Annotated in this window: 24 protein-coding genes; 17 read left to right on the top strand and 7 right to left on the bottom strand. The window is 67.0% G+C overall.

Going from position 1 to position 20060, the window contains the following annotated elements; genetic code table 11:
- Positions 1-2: 2 nt before the first annotated feature.
- From ACA097_RS00265 to ACA097_RS00250, 4 genes are read right to left on the bottom strand one after another with little or no spacing between them, the layout of a single operon-like run.
- On the bottom strand, positions 3-275 hold the full coding sequence (locus ACA097_RS00265; RefSeq protein WP_043252117.1) for a flagellar biosynthetic protein FliQ: 273 nt from the start codon (positions 273-275) through the stop codon (positions 3-5).
- 7 nt (positions 276-282) lie between these two features.
- Positions 283-1038, bottom strand: a complete 756-nt coding sequence (gene fliP / locus ACA097_RS00260; RefSeq protein ID WP_371367663.1) for a flagellar type III secretion system pore protein FliP — start codon at positions 1036-1038, stop codon at positions 283-285.
- Complete coding sequence (locus ACA097_RS00255; RefSeq protein ID WP_043252121.1) at positions 1035-1394, bottom strand: flagellar motor switch protein FliN; 360 nt, start codon at positions 1392-1394, stop codon at positions 1035-1037. The genes fliP and ACA097_RS00255 overlap by 4 nt, the downstream gene beginning before the upstream one ends.
- On the bottom strand, positions 1391-2230 hold the full coding sequence (locus ACA097_RS00250; RefSeq protein WP_043252123.1) for a FliM/FliN family flagellar motor C-terminal domain-containing protein: 840 nt from the start codon (positions 2228-2230) through the stop codon (positions 1391-1393). Before ACA097_RS00250 ends, ACA097_RS00255 begins: the two co-directional genes overlap by 4 nt.
- Before the next feature lie 511 nt (positions 2231-2741).
- Here ACA097_RS00250 and ACA097_RS00245 point away from each other — a divergent pair.
- The 17 genes from ACA097_RS00245 to ACA097_RS00165 all read left to right on the top strand — a co-directional run bounded on the left by ACA097_RS00245 (position 2742) and on the right by ACA097_RS00165 (position 17344).
- On the top strand, positions 2742-4130 hold the full coding sequence (locus ACA097_RS00245) for a sigma 54-interacting transcriptional regulator (RefSeq protein ID WP_371367660.1): 1389 nt from the start codon (positions 2742-2744) through the stop codon (positions 4128-4130).
- 15 nt (positions 4131-4145) lie between these two features.
- Positions 4146-4478, top strand: a complete 333-nt coding sequence (locus tag ACA097_RS00240) for a flagellar hook-basal body complex protein FliE (protein WP_043252128.1) — start codon at positions 4146-4148, stop codon at positions 4476-4478.
- Positions 4479-4498: 20 nt separating this feature from the next.
- Positions 4499-6208, top strand: a complete 1710-nt coding sequence (fliF, locus tag ACA097_RS00235; protein WP_371367657.1) for a flagellar basal-body MS-ring/collar protein FliF — start codon at positions 4499-4501, stop codon at positions 6206-6208.
- The gene (locus tag ACA097_RS00230; protein WP_043252132.1) at positions 6180-7223 is read left to right on the top strand and encodes a FliG C-terminal domain-containing protein; all 1044 of its coding nucleotides are present in this window, start codon (positions 6180-6182) and stop codon (positions 7221-7223) included. Before fliF ends, ACA097_RS00230 begins: the two co-directional genes overlap by 29 nt.
- A gap of 7 nt (positions 7224-7230) precedes the next feature.
- On the top strand, positions 7231-7926 hold the full coding sequence (gene fliH / locus ACA097_RS00225; RefSeq protein WP_371367655.1) for a flagellar assembly protein FliH: 696 nt from the start codon (positions 7231-7233) through the stop codon (positions 7924-7926).
- Between the two features lie 2 nt (positions 7927-7928).
- A complete protein-coding gene (gene fliI / locus ACA097_RS00220) occupies positions 7929-9281 on the top strand; it encodes a flagellar protein export ATPase FliI (protein WP_371367653.1) in 1353 nt (450 codons plus the stop codon).
- A complete protein-coding gene (locus ACA097_RS00215; RefSeq protein ID WP_043252137.1) occupies positions 9278-9700 on the top strand; it encodes a flagellar FliJ family protein in 423 nt (140 codons plus the stop codon). Before fliI ends, ACA097_RS00215 begins: the two co-directional genes overlap by 4 nt.
- Before the next feature lie 74 nt (positions 9701-9774).
- Positions 9775-10059, top strand: a complete 285-nt coding sequence (flgM, locus tag ACA097_RS00210) for a flagellar biosynthesis anti-sigma factor FlgM (RefSeq protein WP_371367651.1) — start codon at positions 9775-9777, stop codon at positions 10057-10059.
- Positions 10056-10496: a flagellar export chaperone FlgN gene (gene flgN, locus ACA097_RS00205; protein ID WP_371367649.1), complete on the top strand. Its 441-nt coding sequence runs from the start codon at positions 10056-10058 to the stop codon at positions 10494-10496. Before flgM ends, flgN begins: the two co-directional genes overlap by 4 nt.
- A gap of 446 nt (positions 10497-10942) precedes the next feature.
- Positions 10943-12250: a flagellar filament capping protein FliD gene (fliD, locus tag ACA097_RS00200; protein WP_371367647.1), complete on the top strand. Its 1308-nt coding sequence runs from the start codon at positions 10943-10945 to the stop codon at positions 12248-12250.
- Positions 12247-12642, top strand: coding sequence for a flagellar export chaperone FliS (gene fliS, locus ACA097_RS00195; RefSeq protein WP_371367645.1), 396 nt, complete (start codon positions 12247-12249; stop codon positions 12640-12642). Before fliD ends, fliS begins: the two co-directional genes overlap by 4 nt.
- Positions 12626-12949 (top strand): hypothetical protein, encoded by a 324-nt coding sequence (locus tag ACA097_RS00190; protein ID WP_371370587.1) that lies wholly within the window; start codon positions 12626-12628, stop codon positions 12947-12949. Before fliS ends, ACA097_RS00190 begins: the two co-directional genes overlap by 17 nt.
- 2 nt (positions 12950-12951) lie before the next feature.
- Positions 12952-14154, top strand: a complete 1203-nt coding sequence (locus ACA097_RS00185) for a flagellar hook-length control protein FliK (protein WP_371367643.1) — start codon at positions 12952-12954, stop codon at positions 14152-14154.
- 43 nt (positions 14155-14197) lie between these two features.
- Positions 14198-14695: a flagellar basal body-associated FliL family protein gene (locus ACA097_RS00180; RefSeq protein ID WP_043257254.1), complete on the top strand. Its 498-nt coding sequence runs from the start codon at positions 14198-14200 to the stop codon at positions 14693-14695.
- A gap of 10 nt (positions 14696-14705) precedes the next feature.
- A complete protein-coding gene (locus ACA097_RS00175; protein WP_043252159.1) occupies positions 14706-15440 on the top strand; it encodes a FliA/WhiG family RNA polymerase sigma factor in 735 nt (244 codons plus the stop codon).
- Between the two features lie 3 nt (positions 15441-15443).
- Positions 15444-16316, top strand: a complete 873-nt coding sequence (gene motA, locus ACA097_RS00170) for a flagellar motor stator protein MotA (protein WP_043252161.1) — start codon at positions 15444-15446, stop codon at positions 16314-16316.
- Positions 16313-17344, top strand: coding sequence for an OmpA family protein (locus tag ACA097_RS00165; protein WP_371367638.1), 1032 nt, complete (start codon positions 16313-16315; stop codon positions 17342-17344). Before motA ends, ACA097_RS00165 begins: the two co-directional genes overlap by 4 nt.
- Here the strand turns inward: ACA097_RS00165 and ACA097_RS00160 are convergent.
- The 3 genes from ACA097_RS00160 to lafA form a co-directional block, all read right to left on the bottom strand.
- Complete coding sequence (locus ACA097_RS00160) at positions 17338-17799, bottom strand: hypothetical protein (protein WP_043252163.1); 462 nt, start codon at positions 17797-17799, stop codon at positions 17338-17340. The two genes, ACA097_RS00165 and ACA097_RS00160, sit on opposite strands and share 7 nt — an antisense overlap.
- Positions 17796-18629 carry a transcriptional regulator gene (locus ACA097_RS00155; RefSeq protein WP_371367636.1) on the bottom strand — a complete coding sequence of 278 codons (834 nt, stop codon included), beginning with the start codon at positions 18627-18629 and terminating at the stop codon, positions 17796-17798. The genes ACA097_RS00160 and ACA097_RS00155 overlap by 4 nt, the downstream gene beginning before the upstream one ends.
- Before the next feature lie 225 nt (positions 18630-18854).
- Positions 18855-19718, bottom strand: a complete 864-nt coding sequence (gene lafA, locus ACA097_RS00150; protein ID WP_043252167.1) for a lateral flagellin LafA — start codon at positions 19716-19718, stop codon at positions 18855-18857.
- Positions 19719-20060 lie beyond the last annotated feature (342 nt).

Below are 20060 nucleotides of genomic sequence, written 5' to 3'. Positions count from 1 at the left end.
GCCTAGCCGACCAGGTGTCCGGCCTGCTTGAAGGTCTCGATGAACAGGTCGCTCAGCGTGCGCAGGATCCAGTGCCCGGCGAACACCAGCATGCCCAGGGTGATCAGCAGGCGCGGAAGGAAGCTGAGCATCTGTTCGTTGATCTGCGTGGCGGCCTGGAAAATGCTCACCAGCAGGCCTCCGAGCAGGCTCGGCACGACCAGCACGCAAACCACGATGGCCGTGATGTGCACTGCGTTGGCGATGAACTCGACGGCGTATTCCGGGGTGAGCATGGCGGCCTCAGAACGGCTGGATGCTGGAGGTGAGGGTGCCCATCAGCAGCGCCCAGCCGTCGACCAGGACGAACACCATGAGCTTGAACGGCAGCGAGATCATCATCGGCGAGAGCATCATCATGCCCATCGCCATGAGCACGCTGGCCACCACCAGGTCGATGACCAGGAAGGGCACGAAGATCATGAAGCCGAGCTGGAAGGCGGTCTTCAGCTCGCTGAGCACATAGGCCGGCAACAGCAGCGAAAAGTCGAGATCGGCCTTGTTCTCCGGCATCTTCTCGCCCGCCAGGGCGAGCAGGGTGTCCAGCGAGGTCTTGGAGGTCTGCGCGAGCATGAAGCGGCTCAGGGTGCCCTTGGCGCGGCCCAGGCCCTCTTCCAGGGTGATGCTGTCGGCCTGGAAGGGCACGTAGGCCTCGGTGTAGACCTCCTTCCACACCGGGCGCATGACCAGCAGGGTCATGCACAGGGCGATGCCCACCAGGATGTTGTTCGGCGGGCTCTGCTGCAGGCCCAGGGCCTGGCGCAGGATCGACAGGACGATGATGAAGCGGGTGAAGCTGGTCATCATCAGCAGCATGGCCGGGAGGAAGCCGAGCAGCGTCATCATCACCAGGATCTGCAGCTTCACGCTCAGTTCCTGGCCATGCCCAGTGTCGTTCAGGCTCAGCAACGAAACCTCGCCGCCGGCGGCCAGGACCACGCCGGGAAGCATCCCGGCAAGCCCCAGGCCCAGCGCCAGCCAGTGCCGCGCGCGGTTCATCGGGTCAGGTCGTCCAGCCCGGCGCCGCACAGTTCCAGCACGCGCAGGCCGTAGTTGCCGTTCATCACCACCACCTCGGCCTTGGCGAAGAGCGCGCCGTTGACCTTCAGGTCCAGCGGCTCGCCGGCCAGCTTGTCGAGGACGATGACGCTGGAAGTGTCGACCTCCATCAGCTCCTTCAGGGAAATCTCGGTGGAGGCGACCTCCAGGGTCAGGTTCACCGGGATCTTGCCGAAGAAGCTCAGGTCCTGGCGCGCCGCCGGGGAGGCTTCGGGGCTGGGCATGGACGGCTCGTCGAGGGCCAGGCCCGCATCGTTGAGCAGGTTGTCCAGTTCGCTGTCGGTCACTTGGCTCATGGGCTTGTCACGCTTTCCAGGGAGGTCAGGAAAAGGCCGCCATCTTCTTCGAAAAGGCTGCCGCGGAAGAGTTTCTGCTGGTTAACCTGCACGTCGCAGCGCTCCAGCATGCGCACCGGGATGATGTCGCCGGGACGCAGGTCCAGCGCCTGGTTCAACGGCAGCTGCAGGGCGGCGATCACGCAATCCAGGCGCACCGGCAGGTGCAGCAGGTGCTGCATGGGGTCGCCGTTGAGCCGCGCCGGCGGCGGGCCGGAGAGGCGCGCCGTGAGTTCGTCGGTCAGCTCGCCGTCCAGGTAGATGTGCAGCGCTGCCGTGTTGCCGGTGATGTGGCTGAGGAACTGGAACTCGGCGACGTATTCCCACTGCACGATCTCGTAGTCGTTGTCGTGCGGGCTCAGCTCGCCAAAGGTGTCGCCCAGCAGCAGCGAGCGGGCGAACAGCTGGCTGACGTCCACCCCCAGGCGCTTGCGCATGCGCTGCTCGGAGGTGCTGATCGGCGGGGTGTCGTGGCTCGGCAGCGAGGTGCCGCCGTAGTAGCACTCCAGGGCCTCGGTCAGCAGCGGGCGATCGATGGCGAAACCGACCTTGCCGCCGGGGCAGCTGAACACGCATTCGGCCGGTCGCGGCGCCTGCTCGTGGACCTCGATCTTCTGCAACTCCAGGTTGATCCGGTAGTTGCGCAGGAAATAGTCGCTGATGGTCCGCGGATATTTATGGACGATCTCGCGAATATATTGCGGAACGCGATGGTGATGCCGGCCCAACTTGTGTGGCTGCAAGCGCGTGAGTCTTTCCGAGGGCACGCCGTGGTGGACTTTGGATGGGCCAGTCATGGGTTGTGTCGAATTCCGGAAGTTGGGGCTGCTCAAGGCGTTCGCGGCGCTCCCGGACGGTGCCGGGCAGGACGAACCTGAGGTGCTCGCCGGGGCCGTCGGGAAAATCACCGGGGAGCCTCTGCAGATGGGCGGAAGTCTATGGCGGCGGGGGCTTGCGGTTAAATCAATAGATATCAAATGACGTTTTTGATCGTCAGCGGAGGGCGCCTAAGCGAATTTGACGAGAACTGACTGGGGAGTTTCGCTGTGATCTGGTTAACGTTGCGGCAGTGACGGGGTGCGCAACAAAAAGCAGCCCGTGAATGAGCAGGGCGACCGGGAAGTGGAACTTCTTAAGCCCTGTCGAAGAAAGAACTGAAGAAAGAGGTGAACTTTTCGAGGGTCTTTATAAAAGGCCGGAAAGTTGCCAGGGAAATGACCTCCATAAACGGCGGAAGTTCATCGTCGATGTGCGGGCGATGAAATAAACGAGTGCTGCCCAAGGCAGCCGAGAAGCAGGAAAGTTGCATTGAAACAGTTCAATCAATTGTCCAGTCAGGCGGCCCGGATCACCCCGGCCGAGCAGCAGGTGGTGATCGTCGGCGGGACCGGCGAGATCGGCCTGGACCTGCTCAACGAGGGGCTGGCGCGACTCGGTCGCGAGGTGCTGCGGGTACGCCATCCGGCCGAGCTGGACGGCTACGACCTGCAGGCGTTCGGCCCGGTGTTCGTCTTCGCCGAGCGCCAACCGGCGCGCACTTTCCCGCACATCGCCGAGCTGCTGCAGCGGGTGCCGCAGCTGAGCCTGGTGCCGGTGGTCGAGTACGCCGACCAGGAAGTGGCCGCGCAGCTGCTGGAGCTGGGCTGCGTCGACTACCTGCTGGCGCCCTTCAGCGAAAGTCAGCTGGCCGCGCTACTGCACCGCCACGAACAGGCCCAGGCCGCCGGCGAGGGCTTCGTCTCGCAATCGCGCGCCGGCCGCCGCCTGCTGGCCATGGCCCAGCGCGTGGCGCAGACCCGCGCGCCCATCCTCATCACTGGCGAAACCGGCACCGGCAAGGAGCTGATGGCGCGCTACATCCATCGCTTCTCCGCCGATCCGCAGGCGCCCTTCGTCGCGGTGAACTGCGCGGCAATCCCCGAACAAATGCTCGAATCGATTCTTTTCGGCCACGAACGCGGCGCGTTCACCGGCGCTGTCAGCGCCCAGCCGGGCAAGTTCGAACAGGCCAACGGCGGCACCCTGCTGCTGGACGAGATCGGCGAGTTGCCGCTGGGCCTGCAAGCCAAGCTGCTGCGCGTGCTGCAGGAGCAGCGCGTAGAGCGCCTGGGCGGGCAGCGCGAGATTCGCCTGGACGTGCGCATCATCGCCGCGACCAACCGTGACCTGCAGGACGAAGTGGCCGCCGGGCGTTTCCGTTCCGACCTGATGTTCCGCCTCGACGTGCTGCCGCTGCACATCAGCCCGCTGCGCGAGCGCAAGGACGACATCCTGGCCCTGGCCCAGCGTTTCATCGGCCAGTACGCGCCGCAGGAGCGCCACGCCGAGCTGCTCACCGAGCCGGCCCGCCAGGCGCTGCTGGCCCACGACTGGCCGGGCAACGTGCGCGAGCTGGAAAACGTCATCCAGCGCGCCCTGGTGCTGCGCGCCGGGCTGTTCATCCAGCCCCGCGACCTGGGCCTCGCACCGCCTGCCGGGCTGGTGGAAGCCGCCCCGGTGGCGCAGCTGCCGGCCGAAGGCGGCAAGGCTGCGCTGCGCGCCAGCGGCAAGTGGGCCGAGTACCAGCACGTGATCGACACCATCCGCCGTTTCGGCGGGCACAAGACCAAGGCCGCCGAAAGCCTCGGCATGACGCCGCGCGCGCTGCGCTACCGGCTCAATGCCATGCGCGAGCAGGGCGTGCACCTGTCCTTCTGACCCGAGACCCCGTGAATGAACCCAATTCTGCAGGCCCGTAACGACATGCTCGGGCAGATGGAACAAATGCGCGAGCTGTCCGCGGCGCCGATCCGCCCGGCCGCGCAGATCGACGGCGCGGTCGCCGAGGCCGGCGTCGGCAATGCCTTCGAGGACGCGCTGCGCGCCGTGGACGCCCAGCAGCACCAGGCCAGCGCGGCCATGGCAGCGGTAGACAGCGGGCAGAGCGATGACCTGGCCGGGGCAATGATCGAGAGCCAGAAGGCCAGCGTCTCCTTCAGTGCGCTGCTGCAGGTGCGCAACAAGCTGAGCAGCGCCTTCGACGAAATCATGAGCATGCCGCTGTGACGGCGGACAAGGGCTGAACCGTGCTGCAGAAGATCAAAACCCGCCTGCCCCTGGAAAAGCTGCGCTTCGACCCGCGCCTGAGCCTGCTCGGCCTGGCCGGCGGCGCCGCGTTGCTGGCCCTGGGCAGCACCTGGTACCTGTGGCGCGACCAGGGCGCCTTCCATCCGCTGTATGGCGCAGGCGAAGCCTTCCCGGCCGCCGAGGTCATGCAGGTGCTCGACGCCGAGGGCGTCGCCTATCGCCTGCACCCGCAGAGCGGCCAGGTGCTGGTGCGTGACGACCAGCTGGCCCACGTGCGCATGCTGCTGGCGGCCAAGGGTGTGAAGGTCGCGGTGCCGGCTGGCTACGAACTGTTCGACAAGGACGAGCCGCTGGGCACCAGCCAGTTCGTCCAGGACGTGCGCTTGAAACGCAGCCTCGAAGGCGAGCTGGCGCGCACCGTGATGACCCTGGAAGGCGTGCAGCAGGCGCGTGTACACCTGGCCCTGGAGCAGGACAGCTCCTTCGTGGTCAGCCAGCGCGACCCGGCCAAGGCCTCGGTGATGCTGCAACTGGCGCCGGGCTACAAGCTCAAGCCGGACCAGGTCGCCGCGGTGGTCAACCTGGTGGCCAACAGCGTGCCGCAGCTGCAGGCGGAGAGCGTCAGCGTGGTCGACCAGCACGGCGTGCTGCTGTCGCGCGGGCTCAGCGCCTGGGGCGGCTCGCAGGAAAACGGCCAACTGGTCGACGACTTCCAGCAGAAGGCCGTGGCCAACGTCGAGCAGGTCCTCGCGCCCATCCTCGGCGCCGGCAACTACCGCGTCAGCGTGGCCGCCGACATCGACTTCAGCCAGGCCGAGGAAACCCGCCAGACCTACGGCGACAACCCGCGCCTGCGCCGCGAGACCACCCGCGACGACCGCACCCTGGACGAGCTCGCCCTGGGCGTGCCCGGCTCGCTGAGCAACCTGGCCCCGGCCAAGCCGAACGACCCGCAGCAGGGCGCCGGCAATGCGCAGGCGGCCGCAGCCGGTGGCGCCAATGGTGCTGGTGGCGAGAAGGGCCAGAACAAGTCGGCCACCTCGCTGCGCCAGGAATCCAACCGGCAGATCGACTACGACCAGACCGTCACCCATGTGAAGCGCGCGCCCTTCAACCTGCGCCAGCAGAGCATCGCGGTGATGATCAACGCCAACGTCGCGCCCAAGGATGGCTGGAACGAAGAGGCGCGCAAACAGATGGAACAGGCGGTGAAGAACGCCGTCGGCTTCAACGCCGCGCGTGGCGACAGCCTGTCGATCTCGGTGCTGCCCTTCGTCGCCGCCGAACCCGTTGACGCGGCGAGCCCCTGGTGGGCCGACCCGCAATTGCAGGGCTGGGCCCGGCTGGGTGCCTTCACCCTGGTCAGCCTGCTGCTGGTGCTGCTGGTGGTACGCCCGGCGGTCCGCAGCCTGAGCAACCGTCCGGCGTCGGGCGTGGCAGTGGACGACAACGACGGCCTGGCGCCGCTGCTCAGCGGCGAACGCGCCGCCGAGCGCCTGCTCGCCCGGGTCGGCGACGAACCGCGCGCGCTGGGTGTGTTCAGCGAACTCAACCCGCTGTCGGAGATTCGCCTGCCGGCGCCCGGCTCGGGCCTGGAGCACCAGATCGAACACCTGCAGATGCTGGCCAAGAACGATCCCGAGCGGGTCTCCGAAGTGATCAAGCAATGGATAGGGCGCAATGAGCGAGACCTCCAACCCGTCGGCTGAAGAGCCGCGCGTACCGGCGCGCCGGCGCAACATGAGCTCCATGGAACAGGCGGCGATCCTCATGCTGAGCATGGGTGACGAAACCTCCGCCGGCGTGCTGCGACACTTCTCCCGCGAGGAGATCATCAGCATCAGCCAGGCCATGGCGCGGCTGAACAACGTCAAGCTGCCGATGGTCTCGGACGTCATCGGCCGCTTCTTCGAGGACTACAAGGAGCAGAGCAGCATCAAGGGTGCCTCGCGCGGCTACCTCGCCGGCATGCTCGGCAAGGCGTTGGGCAGCGACATCACCCGCAGCCTGCTGGACAGCATCTACGGCGAGGAAATCCGCGCCAAGATGGCCCGCCTGGAATGGCTCGATCCCAAGCAGTTCGCTGCGCTGATCGCCAACGAGCACGCGCAGATGCAGGCGGTGTTCCTTGCCTTCCTGCCGCCGTCGATGGCCAGCGAGGTGCTCGAATGCCTGCCGGCCGAGCGCCAGGACGAATTGCTCTACCGCATCGCGAACCTCAGCGAGGTCAGCAGCGAAGTCATCGCCGAACTCGAGCAACTGATCGACCGCAGCCTGCAGGTGCTTTCCGCGCAGGGCTCGCAAGTACGCGGCATCAAGCAGGCGGCGGACATCATGAACCGCTTCAAGGGCGACCGGAACCAGATGTTCGAGCTGCTGCGCGGGCACAGCGAGGACCTGGTGGAGCGCATCGAGGAGGAGATGTACGACTTCTTCATCCTCTCCCGGCAGTCCCAGGACACCCTGCAGGCGCTGCTCGAAGCCATCCCCCTGGAAGAGTGGGTGGTCGCGCTCAAGGGCGCCGAGCCGGCGCTGGTCAAGGCCATCCAGGCGGCCATGCCCAAGCGACAGGCGCAGCAGATGGACTCCATCAAGCGCCGCCAGGGTCCGGTGCCGCTGAGCCGCGTCGAGCAGGTGCGCCGCGACATCATGGGCATGGTCCGCGAGCTGGCCGCCGAAGGCGAAATCCAGCTGCAGCTGTTCCGCGAACAGACGGTGGAGTGAGGCGAACATGACGGTCAAGGTTATCCGCGGCAGCACCCGCGAGTGGCGGCCGTACCGATTCCCGCCGCGTTGCAGCGGGGCCCTGCAGGAGCAGTGGCAGGGCGGCGATCCGGCCGAACTGCAACGCGCCGTAGCGGACGGCTACCAGCAGGGCAGCGAGAAGGGCTACCACGAAGGCCTCGAACAAGGGCGCGAAGCCGGCCACGCGGAAGGCCTGCGCAGCGGTCGCCAGGAAGGCCTGCGCCTGGGCCGCGAGGAAGGCCGTGCCGAGGGGCGCCAGGTGTTCGAAACCGCGGCGCAGCCGCTGGATCGCCTGTGCCAGGAGTTCCGCCGCTTCGCCGAGCAGTTCGAGGCGCAGCGCCGCGAGCAGCTGCTGGAGCTGGTGCAGAAGGTTTCCCGGCAAGTCATCCGCTGCGAGCTGACCCTGCATCCGACCCAATTGCTGAGCCTGGCCGACGAGGCCCTGGCGGCGATGCCGGAACGCCCGGAGAGCGTGCAGCTGCTGCTCAACCCCGAGGAGTGCGCGCGCATCCGCGAGCTGGCCCCGGAGCGTGCGGCGGCCTGGCGCCTGGTACCCGACGAGCGCCTGGCGCTGGGCGAGTGCCGGCTGCTGACCGCCGAAGAGGAAACCGATATCGGCTGCCAGCAGCGCCTGGATAGCTGCATGCAAGTGCTCGACGAGCACCTGCTGGGCGAAGCCTGACCATGGCCCTGGGCGACGGCTTCGGCTTCGGCTTCGACCGCGACCTCGATCTCGACGGCGCCCTGCGCTCGCTCGATGCAGTCCAGCTGGCGAAGGTCAGCGGGCGCCTGGTGCGGGTCTCCGGGTTGCTCCTGGAGAGCCTCGGTTGCCGCCGCGCCACCGGCCAGCGCTGCATGGTCGAACAGGCCGACGGCAGCCTGCTCGACGCCCAGGTGGTTGGCTTCAACCGCGACACCACCTATCTGATGCCGTTCAAGAAACCGGTCGGCCTGGCCGCCGGCTCGCGGGTGTTCCCGGCGGAAGAGCAGGCCGCGCTGCGTATCGACGAGTCCTGGTTGGGACGCGTGGTCAACGGCCTCGGCGAGCCTCTCGACGAACTCGGCCGGCTCGGCGGGCGCGATCCGCTGTCGACCCAGCTGCCAACGGTCAACCCGCTCAAGCGCCGCCCGGTGACCGAGGCGCTGGACGTCGGCGTGCGCGCCATCAACGGCTTGCTGACCCTCGGCAAGGGCCAGCGCGTGGGCCTGTTCGCCGGCAGCGGCGTGGGCAAGAGCGTGTTGCTGGGCATGATCACCCGGCAGACCAAGGCCGATGTGGTGGTGGTTGGGCTGATCGGCGAGCGCGGCCGCGAAGTGCAGGAATTCATCCAGCACTCCCTCGGCGAGGAAGGCCGGCGCAAGGCCGTGGTGGTAGTCGCGCCGGCCAACGAGTCGCCCTTGATGCGCCTGAAGGCCACCGAGCTGTGCCACAGCATCGCCGCCTATTTCCGCGACCAGGGCCGCGACGTGCTGCTGCTGGTCGATTCACTGACCCGCTACGCCATGGCCCAGCGCGAGATCGCCCTGGCCCTGGGCGAGCCGCCGGCGACCAAGGGCTACCCGCCGTCGGTGTTCGGCATGCTCCCGGAGCTGGTGGAAAGCGCTGGCAACGGCGTGGCCGGCAGCGGCAGCCTGAGCGCGCTCTACACCGTGCTCGCCGAGGGCGACGACCAGCAGGACCCGATCGCCGACAGCGCGCGGGCCATCCTCGACGGCCACATCGTGCTGTCGCGGCGCCTGGCCGATATCGGCCACTACCCGGCGATCGACATAGGCGCTTCGGTCAGCCGCTGCATGGCGCAGGTCGGCGACCCGCAGCAACTGCGCGCGGCGCGGCAGTTCAAGGAGTTTCACGGCACCTTCGAGAAAATCCGCGAGCTGATCCCACTCGGCGGCTATACGGCGGGGCTCGACGCGCGCACCGACCGTGCCGTGCAACTGGCCCCGGCCCTGGAACGCTTCCTGCGCCAGGAGGTGGGCGAGGGCGCCGACCTCGCGGCCAGCCGTGAAACCCTGCAAACGGTACTGCGCGGATGAAAGAACAGATCGACACCCTGCGCCGGCTCGCCGGCGTGCGCGGCAACCGCGTGCGCGAGATGCTCGGGCGGGTCAACTACCAGCGCGGCCTGTGCCAGCGCTACCGCAACAACATCACCGGCCTGAACCGCCTGTGCGGCTTCGTGGTGCCGACCAGCACCGCGCTGCAACGCGGCAACCAGCAGCAGTACAAGGCCACGCTGTTCAAGATGCTGGCCCTGCAGCAGCGCGAGCTGGAAGTGGCCGAGCAGACCCTGGAGCGCATCCAGGCCGAACTGCTGCAGGCCATGCGTGGCGAGAAGGTGCTGGAGCACGTCATCGAATCGCGCCTGGAGCAATGGCAGGCGCAGCTGGCGCGCCAGGAACAGAAGATCCAGGACGGCCTGGCCGCCCAGGCGTGGTGGCGCGGGCAGGATTGATGAGGCAGCATTTAAGTTCTTCGGCGCATGGGTCGCCTGTGGGTCGATAGGCCCCCCTTATTCTGGATTCGAGCATGGAAATCACCCGCCAACTCAAGCCCGCCCTCGGCACCCCGGTGCAGACCGCCGCGACCTCGCGCGCGTCCACCCAGGCCACGGCGCAAGGCGCTACCAGCCAGGCCACCGGCACTGCCGCGACCCTGCCGGTCGAGCAACTGCAGGACGCCCTGGGCGCGCTGCCGGACGTCGACCTGGACAAGGTCGCGGCGATTCGCGACGCCCTGGCGCGCGGCGAGATCTCCCTCGACCCCGAGGCGCTGTCGCGCAGCATGCTCGACTTCCACGGCGGCGGTGCATGAGCGAAAAGCGCGCCCGCCTGCTGCAACTGATCGAGGCCGACGTCCGCCTCGACCGGGCCGACTACCTGTACCTGCGCGCGGCGCTGCTGGAGCTGCACGACCAGTTGATGGCCCGTGACAGCGAAGCCATCGCCCGCGGCAACCAGCGCATCGAAGAGCTGGTGGCCAGCGTGCGCGAACGCGCCGAACGCCGCACCAAGGTCCTCCAGGCATTCGGCCTGCACATCGACCGCGCCGGCATGCAGCGCCTGCTCGAACACTTCCCCGGCGCCGGCCGCGAAGCCCTGCAGCGCGACTGGCAGCAACTGGGCGAACAGGTCGAGGAATGCCGCCTGCTCAACGAACGCAACGGCCGCCTGCTGGCGATGCACCACGAAATCCTCGGCCAGCTACTGGCCGACAGAGGCGGGCACGGGGTCTACTCGCCCGTCTACTGAATCCATTCCTATACGGCGCCCCAGGGCGCCGTTTTTTTGCCTGCTGCCCCTGCCAAAGCGCCCGCCACGAACCTTCGGCATCCCCCGTAGGAGCGGAACTCATCCGCGAAAATCCCCGTACCGATGCCCCTCGTAGGAGCGCGCCATGCGCGCGAATCGCGGCCATGGGCCGCTCCTACAGGGGGCGTCGTGCCGTGCGGTTCGCGAGCAAGCTCGCTCCTACGGGATTTCCCCTATCCCACCGCTTAAGCCCCGCCTTCTGCGCGTCGCCTGTAGAGGGGAGCAGCTCCGTTCCCGGCAGGCGGAAACGCCGTTTCCGGGCTGGCTTCCGGTTTCTTCTGGCGGAAGTGTCCTTTCACCCTGCGGATGTCTGGAAGCCCCGTTTCATGGGGCTTTCAGGCGTTGGCATCGATATTGCTCTAAGGCTCGCAAAGGGGTACCTGACCATGGCAACCATAGATTCCGATTACGTCCAGAGCATGGCCACGCAGCTGGCCAAGTACGACATCCAGGCGTCGCAGACCCGGCTGAACCGTAATCAGACCAGTTACAACAACCAGCTCAGTGCTGTGAATCAGCTCAAGACCGCCCTGAGCACCTTCGACTCGGCAGTGACGGGCCTGAAGAGCACCACTAGCGGCGCCAGCAGCATGCTGGTCAACAGCGCGACCTTCAGCGACGACGGCTATGCCACCGCCACCGTCGGCGCCACTGCGACCGCCGGCAGCTACCAGTTCTTCGTCCAGCAGCTGGCGTCCAAGGACCAGTTCGCCCTGCAGGGCCTGAGCGACAGCGACCTGGGCAGCGGCAGCCTGACCCTCGGCCAGAACGGCAAGACCTTCAACGTCGACATGACCGGCGTGACCAGCCTTTCGGCGCTGGCCACCAAGATCAACGGCGCCAGCGACAACACCGGCCTCACCGCGACCCTGGTGCGCAGCAACGGCGCGGTCAACCTGGTGCTGACCAGCAACGACACCGGCGCCGACCAGGCCATCAGCGTGTCGAGCAGCAACACCGCGGTGCAGACCTCCATCGACGGCCGCAAGCAACTGACCAGCGCCAAGGACGCCATCGTCTACCTGGGCGGGCAGGGCGGCATCGAGCTGCGCAACGGCAGCAACACCTTCGATGACGCCATCGACGGCGTGAGCCTGACCTTCAACAAGGTCAGCGACCCGGCCGGCTCGCCCCTGACCCTGGACATCGGCCAGGACAAGGCCGGCACCACCAAGAAACTGCAGACCTTCCTCGACGCCTACAACGCCCTGGTGAGCAGCCTTTCCACGCTCACCGCCAGCGGCTCCAGCAGCAGTTCGCGCGGCGCGCTGGCCGGTGATTCCAGCGTGCAGGCGATCAAGTCGGCGGTGAACGGCCTGATCCGCACCAGCTTCGGCGGCGCCAACCTGATCGCCTACGGCATCAGCGCCGACAGCAACGGCAAGCTGACCGTGGACAGCAGCAAGTTCGACAAGGCCCTGGCGCAGAACGCCGAAGGCTTCGAGAACCTGTTCAGCGGCAAGGGCAACCTGATCGACAGCCTGCACGACACGCTGAAGACCTACACCAGTTCCAGCAGCGGCCTGCTGACCTCGCGGGTGAACAGCCTGAACCAGAAGCTCAGTGACGTCAGCGACCAGCTCGATGCGCTGCAGACCCGCTATGACGCGTCCTACAACCGCTACCTGAAGCAGTACACCAACCTCATGCAAGTCATGAATTCCATGGACCAGACCTCCAGCATGTTCACATGACCTACTCGATGAACGAAGGCTACGACAGCTACCGCTCGGTGGACCTCGAGGCTCGCGCCGCCGCCGCTTCCCCCTACGAACTGGTGCTGGTGCTGTTCGACGGCCTGCTCGACGAGCTGGCCCGCGCGCGCGGCCATATCGAGGCGCGGCGCTTCCAGCAGAAGGGCCGTTCCCTGGAGAAGTGCATGAACATCCTCAACGGCCTCTCCAGCGCCCTCGACCTCGACGCCGGTGGGCAGGTCGTGCAGGACCTGGCGCGCCTCTACGACTACTGCATCTACAAGCTTTCCGAGGTCAGCGTGAGCCTGTCCCTGGAAGGCCTGGACGAAGTGGTCGGGCTGCTTGGCACGCTCCGCGAGGGGTGGGCCGGTGTCCATGCCGCCCGTGGCTGACAACGTCGTGCGCGCACTGCGTGAAGTTCATGCGCGCCTGGCCGAAGTGCTGGCGCTCGGCGACTGGCAGCGCCTGGGCGAGATCGACCAGTTGATCCGCACGCTGCTCGAGCGCCTGGCCGCCGGCCCGGCGCTGGATGACGCCGCGCTGGCCGCCAAGCGCGACCTGCAGGCCCTGCACGAGCAGGCTCGGCAGCAAGGTTCGCGCGAGCTGGAGCGCCTGCGGCAATTGCTCATGAGTCATCTGGAGTACGCCGAAGGGCGCTCCGCGTACATGCACATCGACCGCGTGTTGGCTGGGAGGTAAGGGTGCTGCAAGTGAATCCCGGCCTGGCGGCGAAAGCGACGCCGGGCAACGACGCGCCGCTGCCGGCGGCGCAACTGGGCAGCGTGCCGGCCATGGGCCGTGCCGACGGCGACCGAGATGCCAAGGATGCGAAAGGCGCCAAGGGCAAGGCGGAAGCCGCGCGCGATGGCGCCACCGATGCGGTTGTGCCGGGCGATGTTTTCGGTGCTCAACTGGCCTTGCAGGCGGATGCCGCGCAGGACGCAGTGCCGGTCCAGGCGACCGGTGCCGATACGCCCCAGGACGCCCAGGCTGCGACGCCGACGCCGACCGATGTGCCCCAGGCCGATCCGGCGCAATCTGCCGTGCCCGCGGCCGAGCAATGGCTGGCGAGCATGCTGGGTCAGCGCGAAGTGACCCTGCAGGCGCGCGACTCGGGCGCCGATGCGTCTGGCGTTGCGCAGGGCGTGCTGAAAGCCGCGCAGGCGGCCGCCAGCGCATTGCCGCAGTGGCGCTCCGGCCTGCCGGCCGTGCAGGCCATGCCGGTGCAGCCGGCAGGCGGCCAGGCGCTGCCATTGGCGGCCTTGCCGAAAGAGGCGCATGCCACGCCGGATGCCGCACCGGGCAAGACCGACTCCACGCTCGACGACACCCTGCGCAGCCAGCTCGACAAGCTCGCCGCCCAGGCTGGCGAACCCGCTGGAACCACGCCTGTAGCTAGCGCTCCGACAGCGCCGGCACAGCCTTCGACAGCGCCCGCATCGATGCCCGTTCCGGAGCGTCAGTTGAGCCTGCAGGCCCCAGCCGAGCGCTGGGGCGAGCAGATGCTCGATGCGCTGCGCGACAACGTCGAGCTGCAACTGAAGCAGAACCAGCAGAGCGCGAGCATTCGCCTCGACCCCGCGGAACTGGGGCGCCTGGACATCCACCTGAGCCAGGAGGCCGGACGCCTGACGGTGCAGATCCACGCCCAGCAGAGCGACGTTGCGCGAATGATCCAGCAGGGCGCCGAGCGCTTGCGCCAGGACATCGCCGGCAACGGCCTGCAGGTGGTCGATGTGCAGGTCTCCGACGGTCGCACCGCGCAGCAGGGGTCGCAGCAACAGGCCCAGCAGGGGCGCCCGGCGCCCTGGCTGGAAGAAACACAAGTGCGCGCCGCGAATGGCGAGCAGGGCACTGCCGAGGATGCCGAACGGCGCCCGCGCGACGTGCTGGTAACCGTCTGAGGACGAGCAAGCAATGGATGAAATCGAGGTTCGCAAACCCTTTATGACAATGCCGCGGATCATGCTGCTGGTCACCGTGCTCAACCTGCTGGTCGCCGGCGGTGGCGTGGCGGCGACCTGGTTCCTGGCGCGGCCGCTGCTGGCCGAGCGCGCCCAGGCCGAAGCGGCCAAGGCTGGCGCGGACAAGGACAAGGGCAAGGAAGAAGAGAAGGAGCAGGAGCCGGCCGAGTTCGAGTTCTTCCCGGTCACCAAGATCATCGTCAGCCTGCCGGGCAGCGACGGCCGCGAGCACTACTTCGTGCTCGACCTGGTGCTGCAGGCGGAGCAGGGCACGGCGCAGAAGAAGCTGGAGCAGATCGACCCGATGGTGCGCAACTCGGCGGTGGCGCACCTGAGCGCGCTGACCTTCGAGCAGCTGCGCGGCAAGAGCGTGCCGGCGCTGCAGGCGGAGCTGGAGCAGGTGCTGCTCGCCGACTTCGCCACGCGCAAGGTGATCGCGCCCTTCCAGCATGTGCTGGTCAGCAAGCTGATCGTCCAGTAAGGCCACGGCCATGAATGCCCATTGCGCCCTCGACTACCAGAACCACGCACCGGCTGCCGGTCATCCGGCCATCGCGCCCGGCGCCGAACAGCAGTGGCTGCTGCGCTACCTGCCGTTGGTCAAGCGGGTGGTCAGCCAGCTGTCGCTGCAGGCCAACCAGGTGCTGGATCGCGAGGACATGGAGCAGATCGGCCTCATGGGCCTGCTCGAAAGCCTGCGCCGCTACGGCACGCCCGACGAGCATTTCGCCGGCTTCGCCGTGCTGCGCATCCGCGGCGCCATCCTCGACGAGCTGCGCCGCCAGGATTGGCGTCCGCGCCAGGTGCGCCTGCAGGCGCACAAGGTGCGCGACAGCATCCGTGAGCTGACCCGACGCCTGGGCCGCGCGCCCAGCGAGAAGGAAATCCTCGCCCACACCGGCCTCGACGAGCGCGGCTACCAGGACTACCTGCAGGCTGAGACTTCCGAGGCCATCGAGAGCCTCGACGCGCTGCTCGGCGAGGGCCTGGAGCACCTGGCCGACGGCGAGTCGGCACTGGAGGTGCGGGTGCTGCGCGAGCGCATGCTGGCCCAGGCCCTGGCGCAGCTGAGCGAGCGCGAACGCCTGGTGCTGACCCTGTACTACCAGCACGAGCTGAGCCTGAAGGAAATCGCCCTGGTCCTCGACGTGAGCGACGCCCGGGTCTGTCAATTGAGCAAGCAGGCGTTGAACAAGGCCTGCCGTTACCTGAGCGAGAGAAGCTGAATCATGCAGAAAGTCATAGGCGCGCTGATCATCGTCGCCTGCGTCCTGGGCGGCTACGCCATGTCCCATGGCGAAATGGGCGTGCTCTGGCAGCCGGCGGAAGTGCTCATCATCCTCGGCGCCGGTCTCGGCAGCCTGGTGGTGGCCAACCCGCGTGAAGTGCTGGTGGAAATGCTCCACCAGCTCAAGGGCGTGTTCGTCCAGAAGCGCCGTGGCGAGGAGTTCCAGCGCCAGCTGCTGATGCTCCTCTACCAACTGCTGGAGATGGTCGAGGTCGGCGGCCTGAAGGTGCTCGACGAGCACATCGAGGACCCCAGCCAGAGCGAGCTGTTCGCACGCTATCCGCTGATTCTCGAGGAAGACAACCTGATGGCGTTCATCGCCGACAACTTCCGCCTGATGGCCATGGGCAAGATCAGCGCGCACGAACTCGAAGGCTTCCTCGAGCAGGAGCTGGACGCCATGGAGCACGCGCTGCTGCTGCCGTCGAAGTCGCTGCACAAGGTCGGTGAGGCGATGCCTGGCTTCGGCATTCTCGCCGCGATCATGGGCATCATCATCACCATGGGCAGCATCGGCGGCACGGTCGCCGAGGTGGGCGCGCACGTCGCCGCCGCGCTGGTCGGCACCTTCCTCGGCATCTTCTTCTGCTACTGCGTGCTCGATCCGCTTTCCAACGCCATGGCGCAGCGGGTGAAGACCGAGCTGTCGGCCCTGGAGTGCGTGCGCACCACGCTGGTCGCCCACGTCGCCGGCAAGCCCACGCTGCTGGCGGTGGACGCCGGGCGCAAGCTGATCGAGCAGGACGTCAAGCCGGCCTTCCGCCAGCTCGAGACCTGGGTCAACCAGTACGAGGATGAAAGGGAAGCGGCATGAGGAAGCGCGCCGAACAGAACCACGAGATCATCATCAAGCGGCGCGGCAAGAAGGGCCACGCCGAGGAGCACAGCTCCGCCTGGAAGGTGGCCTTTGCCGACTTCACCCTGGCGATGATGGCGCTGTTCATGGTGCTGTGGATCGTGCAGCCGCGCAGCGCGCTGCAGAACCCGTCTTCCGGCGACCTGCAGAGCAACCCGCTGGTGGATGGCGGCGCCGGCGTTTTCGACGGCTCCAGCCGCAGCCCGATCGCCCTGGATGGATTGCCCATGCCAGTGCAGCCGCAGGATCCGACCCGTCCGGCACAGCCTGCCGCCACGGCGACGCCCGAGGCGAATGGCGACCAGCAGCCGAACACCGCGAAAGAGCCGCGCCATTACGATTCGAATGTCGACCTGCAAGAGCTGGCCGCGCTGATCCGCGCCGTATCCGGACAGGTCGATGCGCTGGCCAACGTCGAGATCAAGGTGGTGCCGCAGGGCTTGCGTGTGCTGATCAAGGACGACCAGAAGCGCTTCATGTTCGAGCGCGGCAGCGCCAACCTCGACCCGCACTTCCGCACCTTGCTGACGGCCCTGGGCGCGGTGCTGGCGAAGGTCGAGAACAAGCTGATCATCAGCGGCCACACCGATGCGGTGCAGTACCGTGGCGCCAATGGCTACAACAACTGGAACCTGTCCGGCGACCGCGCCCTGCGCGCGCGCAACGTGCTGGTGGAGTCGGGCCTGCCGGCGACCAACGTGCTGCAGGTGACGGCCCAGGCGGACGGCATGCCCTTGCTGCCGGCCGACCCGCAGAACGGCGCCAACCGCCGCATCGAATTGCTGCTGCTGACCGACAGCGCGGAGAAGCTCTATCGCCAGCTGTTCAGCGAAGACCAGGCACAGATCGAGTTCGGCCCGCACGGCGCTTCGTTCAGCGCGCCGCGCGATCCGGGTGTGAAGGAAGGGCAGGGCCCGGCTCCAGCGGCAACTGCAGCGACAGTCGCGGCGCCTGCTGCACCCGCCGCAGCGGTCAAGGCTCAGTGATCGCCGGCGTAGCGCTCGGGGCAGAACAGTTGCCGGGTTTCCTCGGCGAACAGGCAATCGCCTTGCGGAACGAGGTCGATGACGTTGTTGCTCTCGCCGCCGTAAAGCAGGTCGAAAAGCAGCTCGTTGTCGGTTGCGCCGGCCTGCGTGAGTTCGCTTAGCTCGCTCTTGTCCACGCGCAGGCGCAGGTGGCCGAGGAAGCTCGATTCGACGCTGCCGGCGCTGCGCTGCACGGTGTCGCCCTGGCGTGTCATGGCGTAGAAGCGGTCGTTCTTCAGCAGCAGGCTGTATTCCAGGCGCAGGTCGCGGCCGTCGCTGAGCAAGAGTTTGCCGCTGCTGTGGTAGCGGCCGGCGAACTCGCTGGCGGAGCCGTATTCGAACCAGGCGCCGAGCAATCCGGCGGCCAGGCAGAGGCTGATCGCCGCACTGGCGGCGAGCCGGTGTACAGGTTTCATGGCAGGCAGCTCCGCAGTTGCCCGATGTCGAGGGCGGCCAGGCGGTCCTGGTGGACCACCAGCAGGCGCGTGGCGCCGTCGGCGTCACTGCAGGCGATCTCGTAGAACCCGGCGTGCCGTGACAAGGTGAAATTCATGGCGGCCGTACTCAGGGCGCCCAGGCGCACGCTGAGTTCGGCGGTCCGCTCGCGCAACTGGCGCAGGCGGTCGTGGTCGGCATCCAGATAGATGAAGTGCTTGTTGCCGACGCTGGTTTCTTCGCGGGCCAGGCGCGGCTGCTGGCTGAACAGGTGCAGCGCGGCGGCCAGGGTCAGCACGATCAGCAGCAGCGGCGTCGCCAGGGCGAACCAGTCCACTGGCCGGCGGCGTAGCGCGGGCGGCAGGACCTCCTCCAGGGAAATCGCCTTGAGCGGCTCCGGCGCTTCGATGGGCTGGGCTTCCGGCGGCGGGGTGCGGCTGGCGTACTGCGGATTGAGCATGTAGCCCCGGCGGGGCAGGGTCTGGATGATCTCGCGGCGCTTTTCGTCGCCCAGGACCTGGCGCAGGGTATAGATCTGCTGGTTCAGACTGCCCTGGCCGACCACCCGGTCGCTCCAGGCGTGGGAGAGCAGTTCGTCGCGCGCTACCACTTCGCCGGGCTCGCGCATCAGTCGCTCGAGCAGGCGGCTGCCGGAAAAGCCCAGCTCTACCTTTTCCTCGTAGCCGTCGCGACGCAGGACCAGCTGATACAGCTCCGGATGGAAATGGGCGATGCAGCCGTCGCCCAGCCCGGTGCGGATGCTGCCCAGGGGAGCGGGTCGGACCTCGGGGGCCTGGGGAATCTGACTCATGTGCATGGGGTGCTGCGCCGGCCCGTTCTTGTAGGAATTGTTCGACGTTTGTAAGAAAGGGCCGACATTTTGGCGTCAACAAAATGTAGAGACAAGTCCCATTTCTGAATCTCTGGGGCTTGACATGGATGGGTGGCAGACCTTTCCGACGAAACTTTTCGCCAAGCAACGACAAACGCCCCGAAGCAGTCGGGGCGTTTGTCGTGGGAGGTGCTACGCGGCGGATCAGCCCAGCAGCGACATCACCATGCCAGGCATCTGGCCAGCTTGCTTGAGCATCGAGATACCCGACTGCATCAGCATGCTGTTCTTGGTCATGGAAGCCGATTCGGAGGCGAAGTCGGCGTCCATGATGGTGCCCTTGGCCACGTCGGTGTTGTCTTTCATGTTGGCCAGGTTGTTGGCGGTGTGGTTCAGGCGGTTGATGTTGGCGCCGAACTGGGCACGCAGGGTGCCGATGCTGTCCAGGGCCGAGGCGATCTTGTCGATCATGGCGTTGGCGCCCGAAGCGGTGGACAGCTCGGTGCCGCCGCTGGTGCCGCCGAAGGTGGCGGAGATGCCGCTCAGTGCGGTGGAAACGCCGCTGACGTTGGCCGAAGCGTCCAGGCTCAGGGTTTCGCCGCTGCTCGAACCGATCTGGAAGTCGACGTTGGCGGTGAACTTGCCGCCGGTGGCGAACAGCTTGTCGCCGGCGTAGCTGGTGTTGTTCATGATGTTGCCCATTTCCTTGCCGAGTTCGTCGAACTCGGACTGCAGGGCATCACGGTCGGTCTGGCTGTTGGTGCCGTTGGCGGCCTGGGTGGCCAGGTCCTTCATGCGCTGAACGATGTCGGTCATTTCGCTGAAGGCGCCTTCGCCGGTCTGCAGCAGGGAAACGGCATCGTTGACGTTACGGGTGGCGACGGCCATGCCGCGGGACTGACCGTCCAGGCGGGTGGCGATCTGCAGGCCGGCGGCGTCGTCCGCGGCGCTGTTCACGCGGAAGCCGGTGCCCAGGCGCTGTTGGTTGGTGGCCAGCTTGGAGTTGGTCTTGCTCAGGTTGGTCTGGGTAACGAGAGCGGAATAGTTGGTATGAATCGAGAGAGCCATGGACTTGATCCTTCGTAGGAGTGGGCTGTCGAAGCCGGCTTAGCTCGGCTGCTGAAGGGGTAGGGCGACGAACTTTCGGCGGCACTTAAATGGCGTTCGAAAATTTTTTCGCAGCACTCGAGAAACGCCGGAAGAAGCCCGGCGAACCGCGCCTTGTCGCCTTTTGGGGTGCCTGTCCAGGGCGCGGAAGCCGGACTTCCGCCTATGCTCGCCAAGGCTGCGCAGGCGGAAGCGCAACTCCTCTGCCTGTGCCTGGTTGCCCAATAAAATCAATTGTTTAGGCCTGCTCTGCAGGGTGGCGCGCTTTGTGCACCACGCGGCAAACGAGTTCTTTGCCCCGAG

The sequence above is a fragment of the Pseudomonas sp. QL9 genome, from assembly GCF_041409665.1.
Lineage (GTDB): Bacteria > Pseudomonadota > Gammaproteobacteria > Pseudomonadales > Pseudomonadaceae > Pseudomonas > Pseudomonas knackmussii.
The sequence above is the reverse complement of the archived record's forward strand: the minus strand, read 5'-3'. Positions and strand labels throughout refer to the sequence as shown.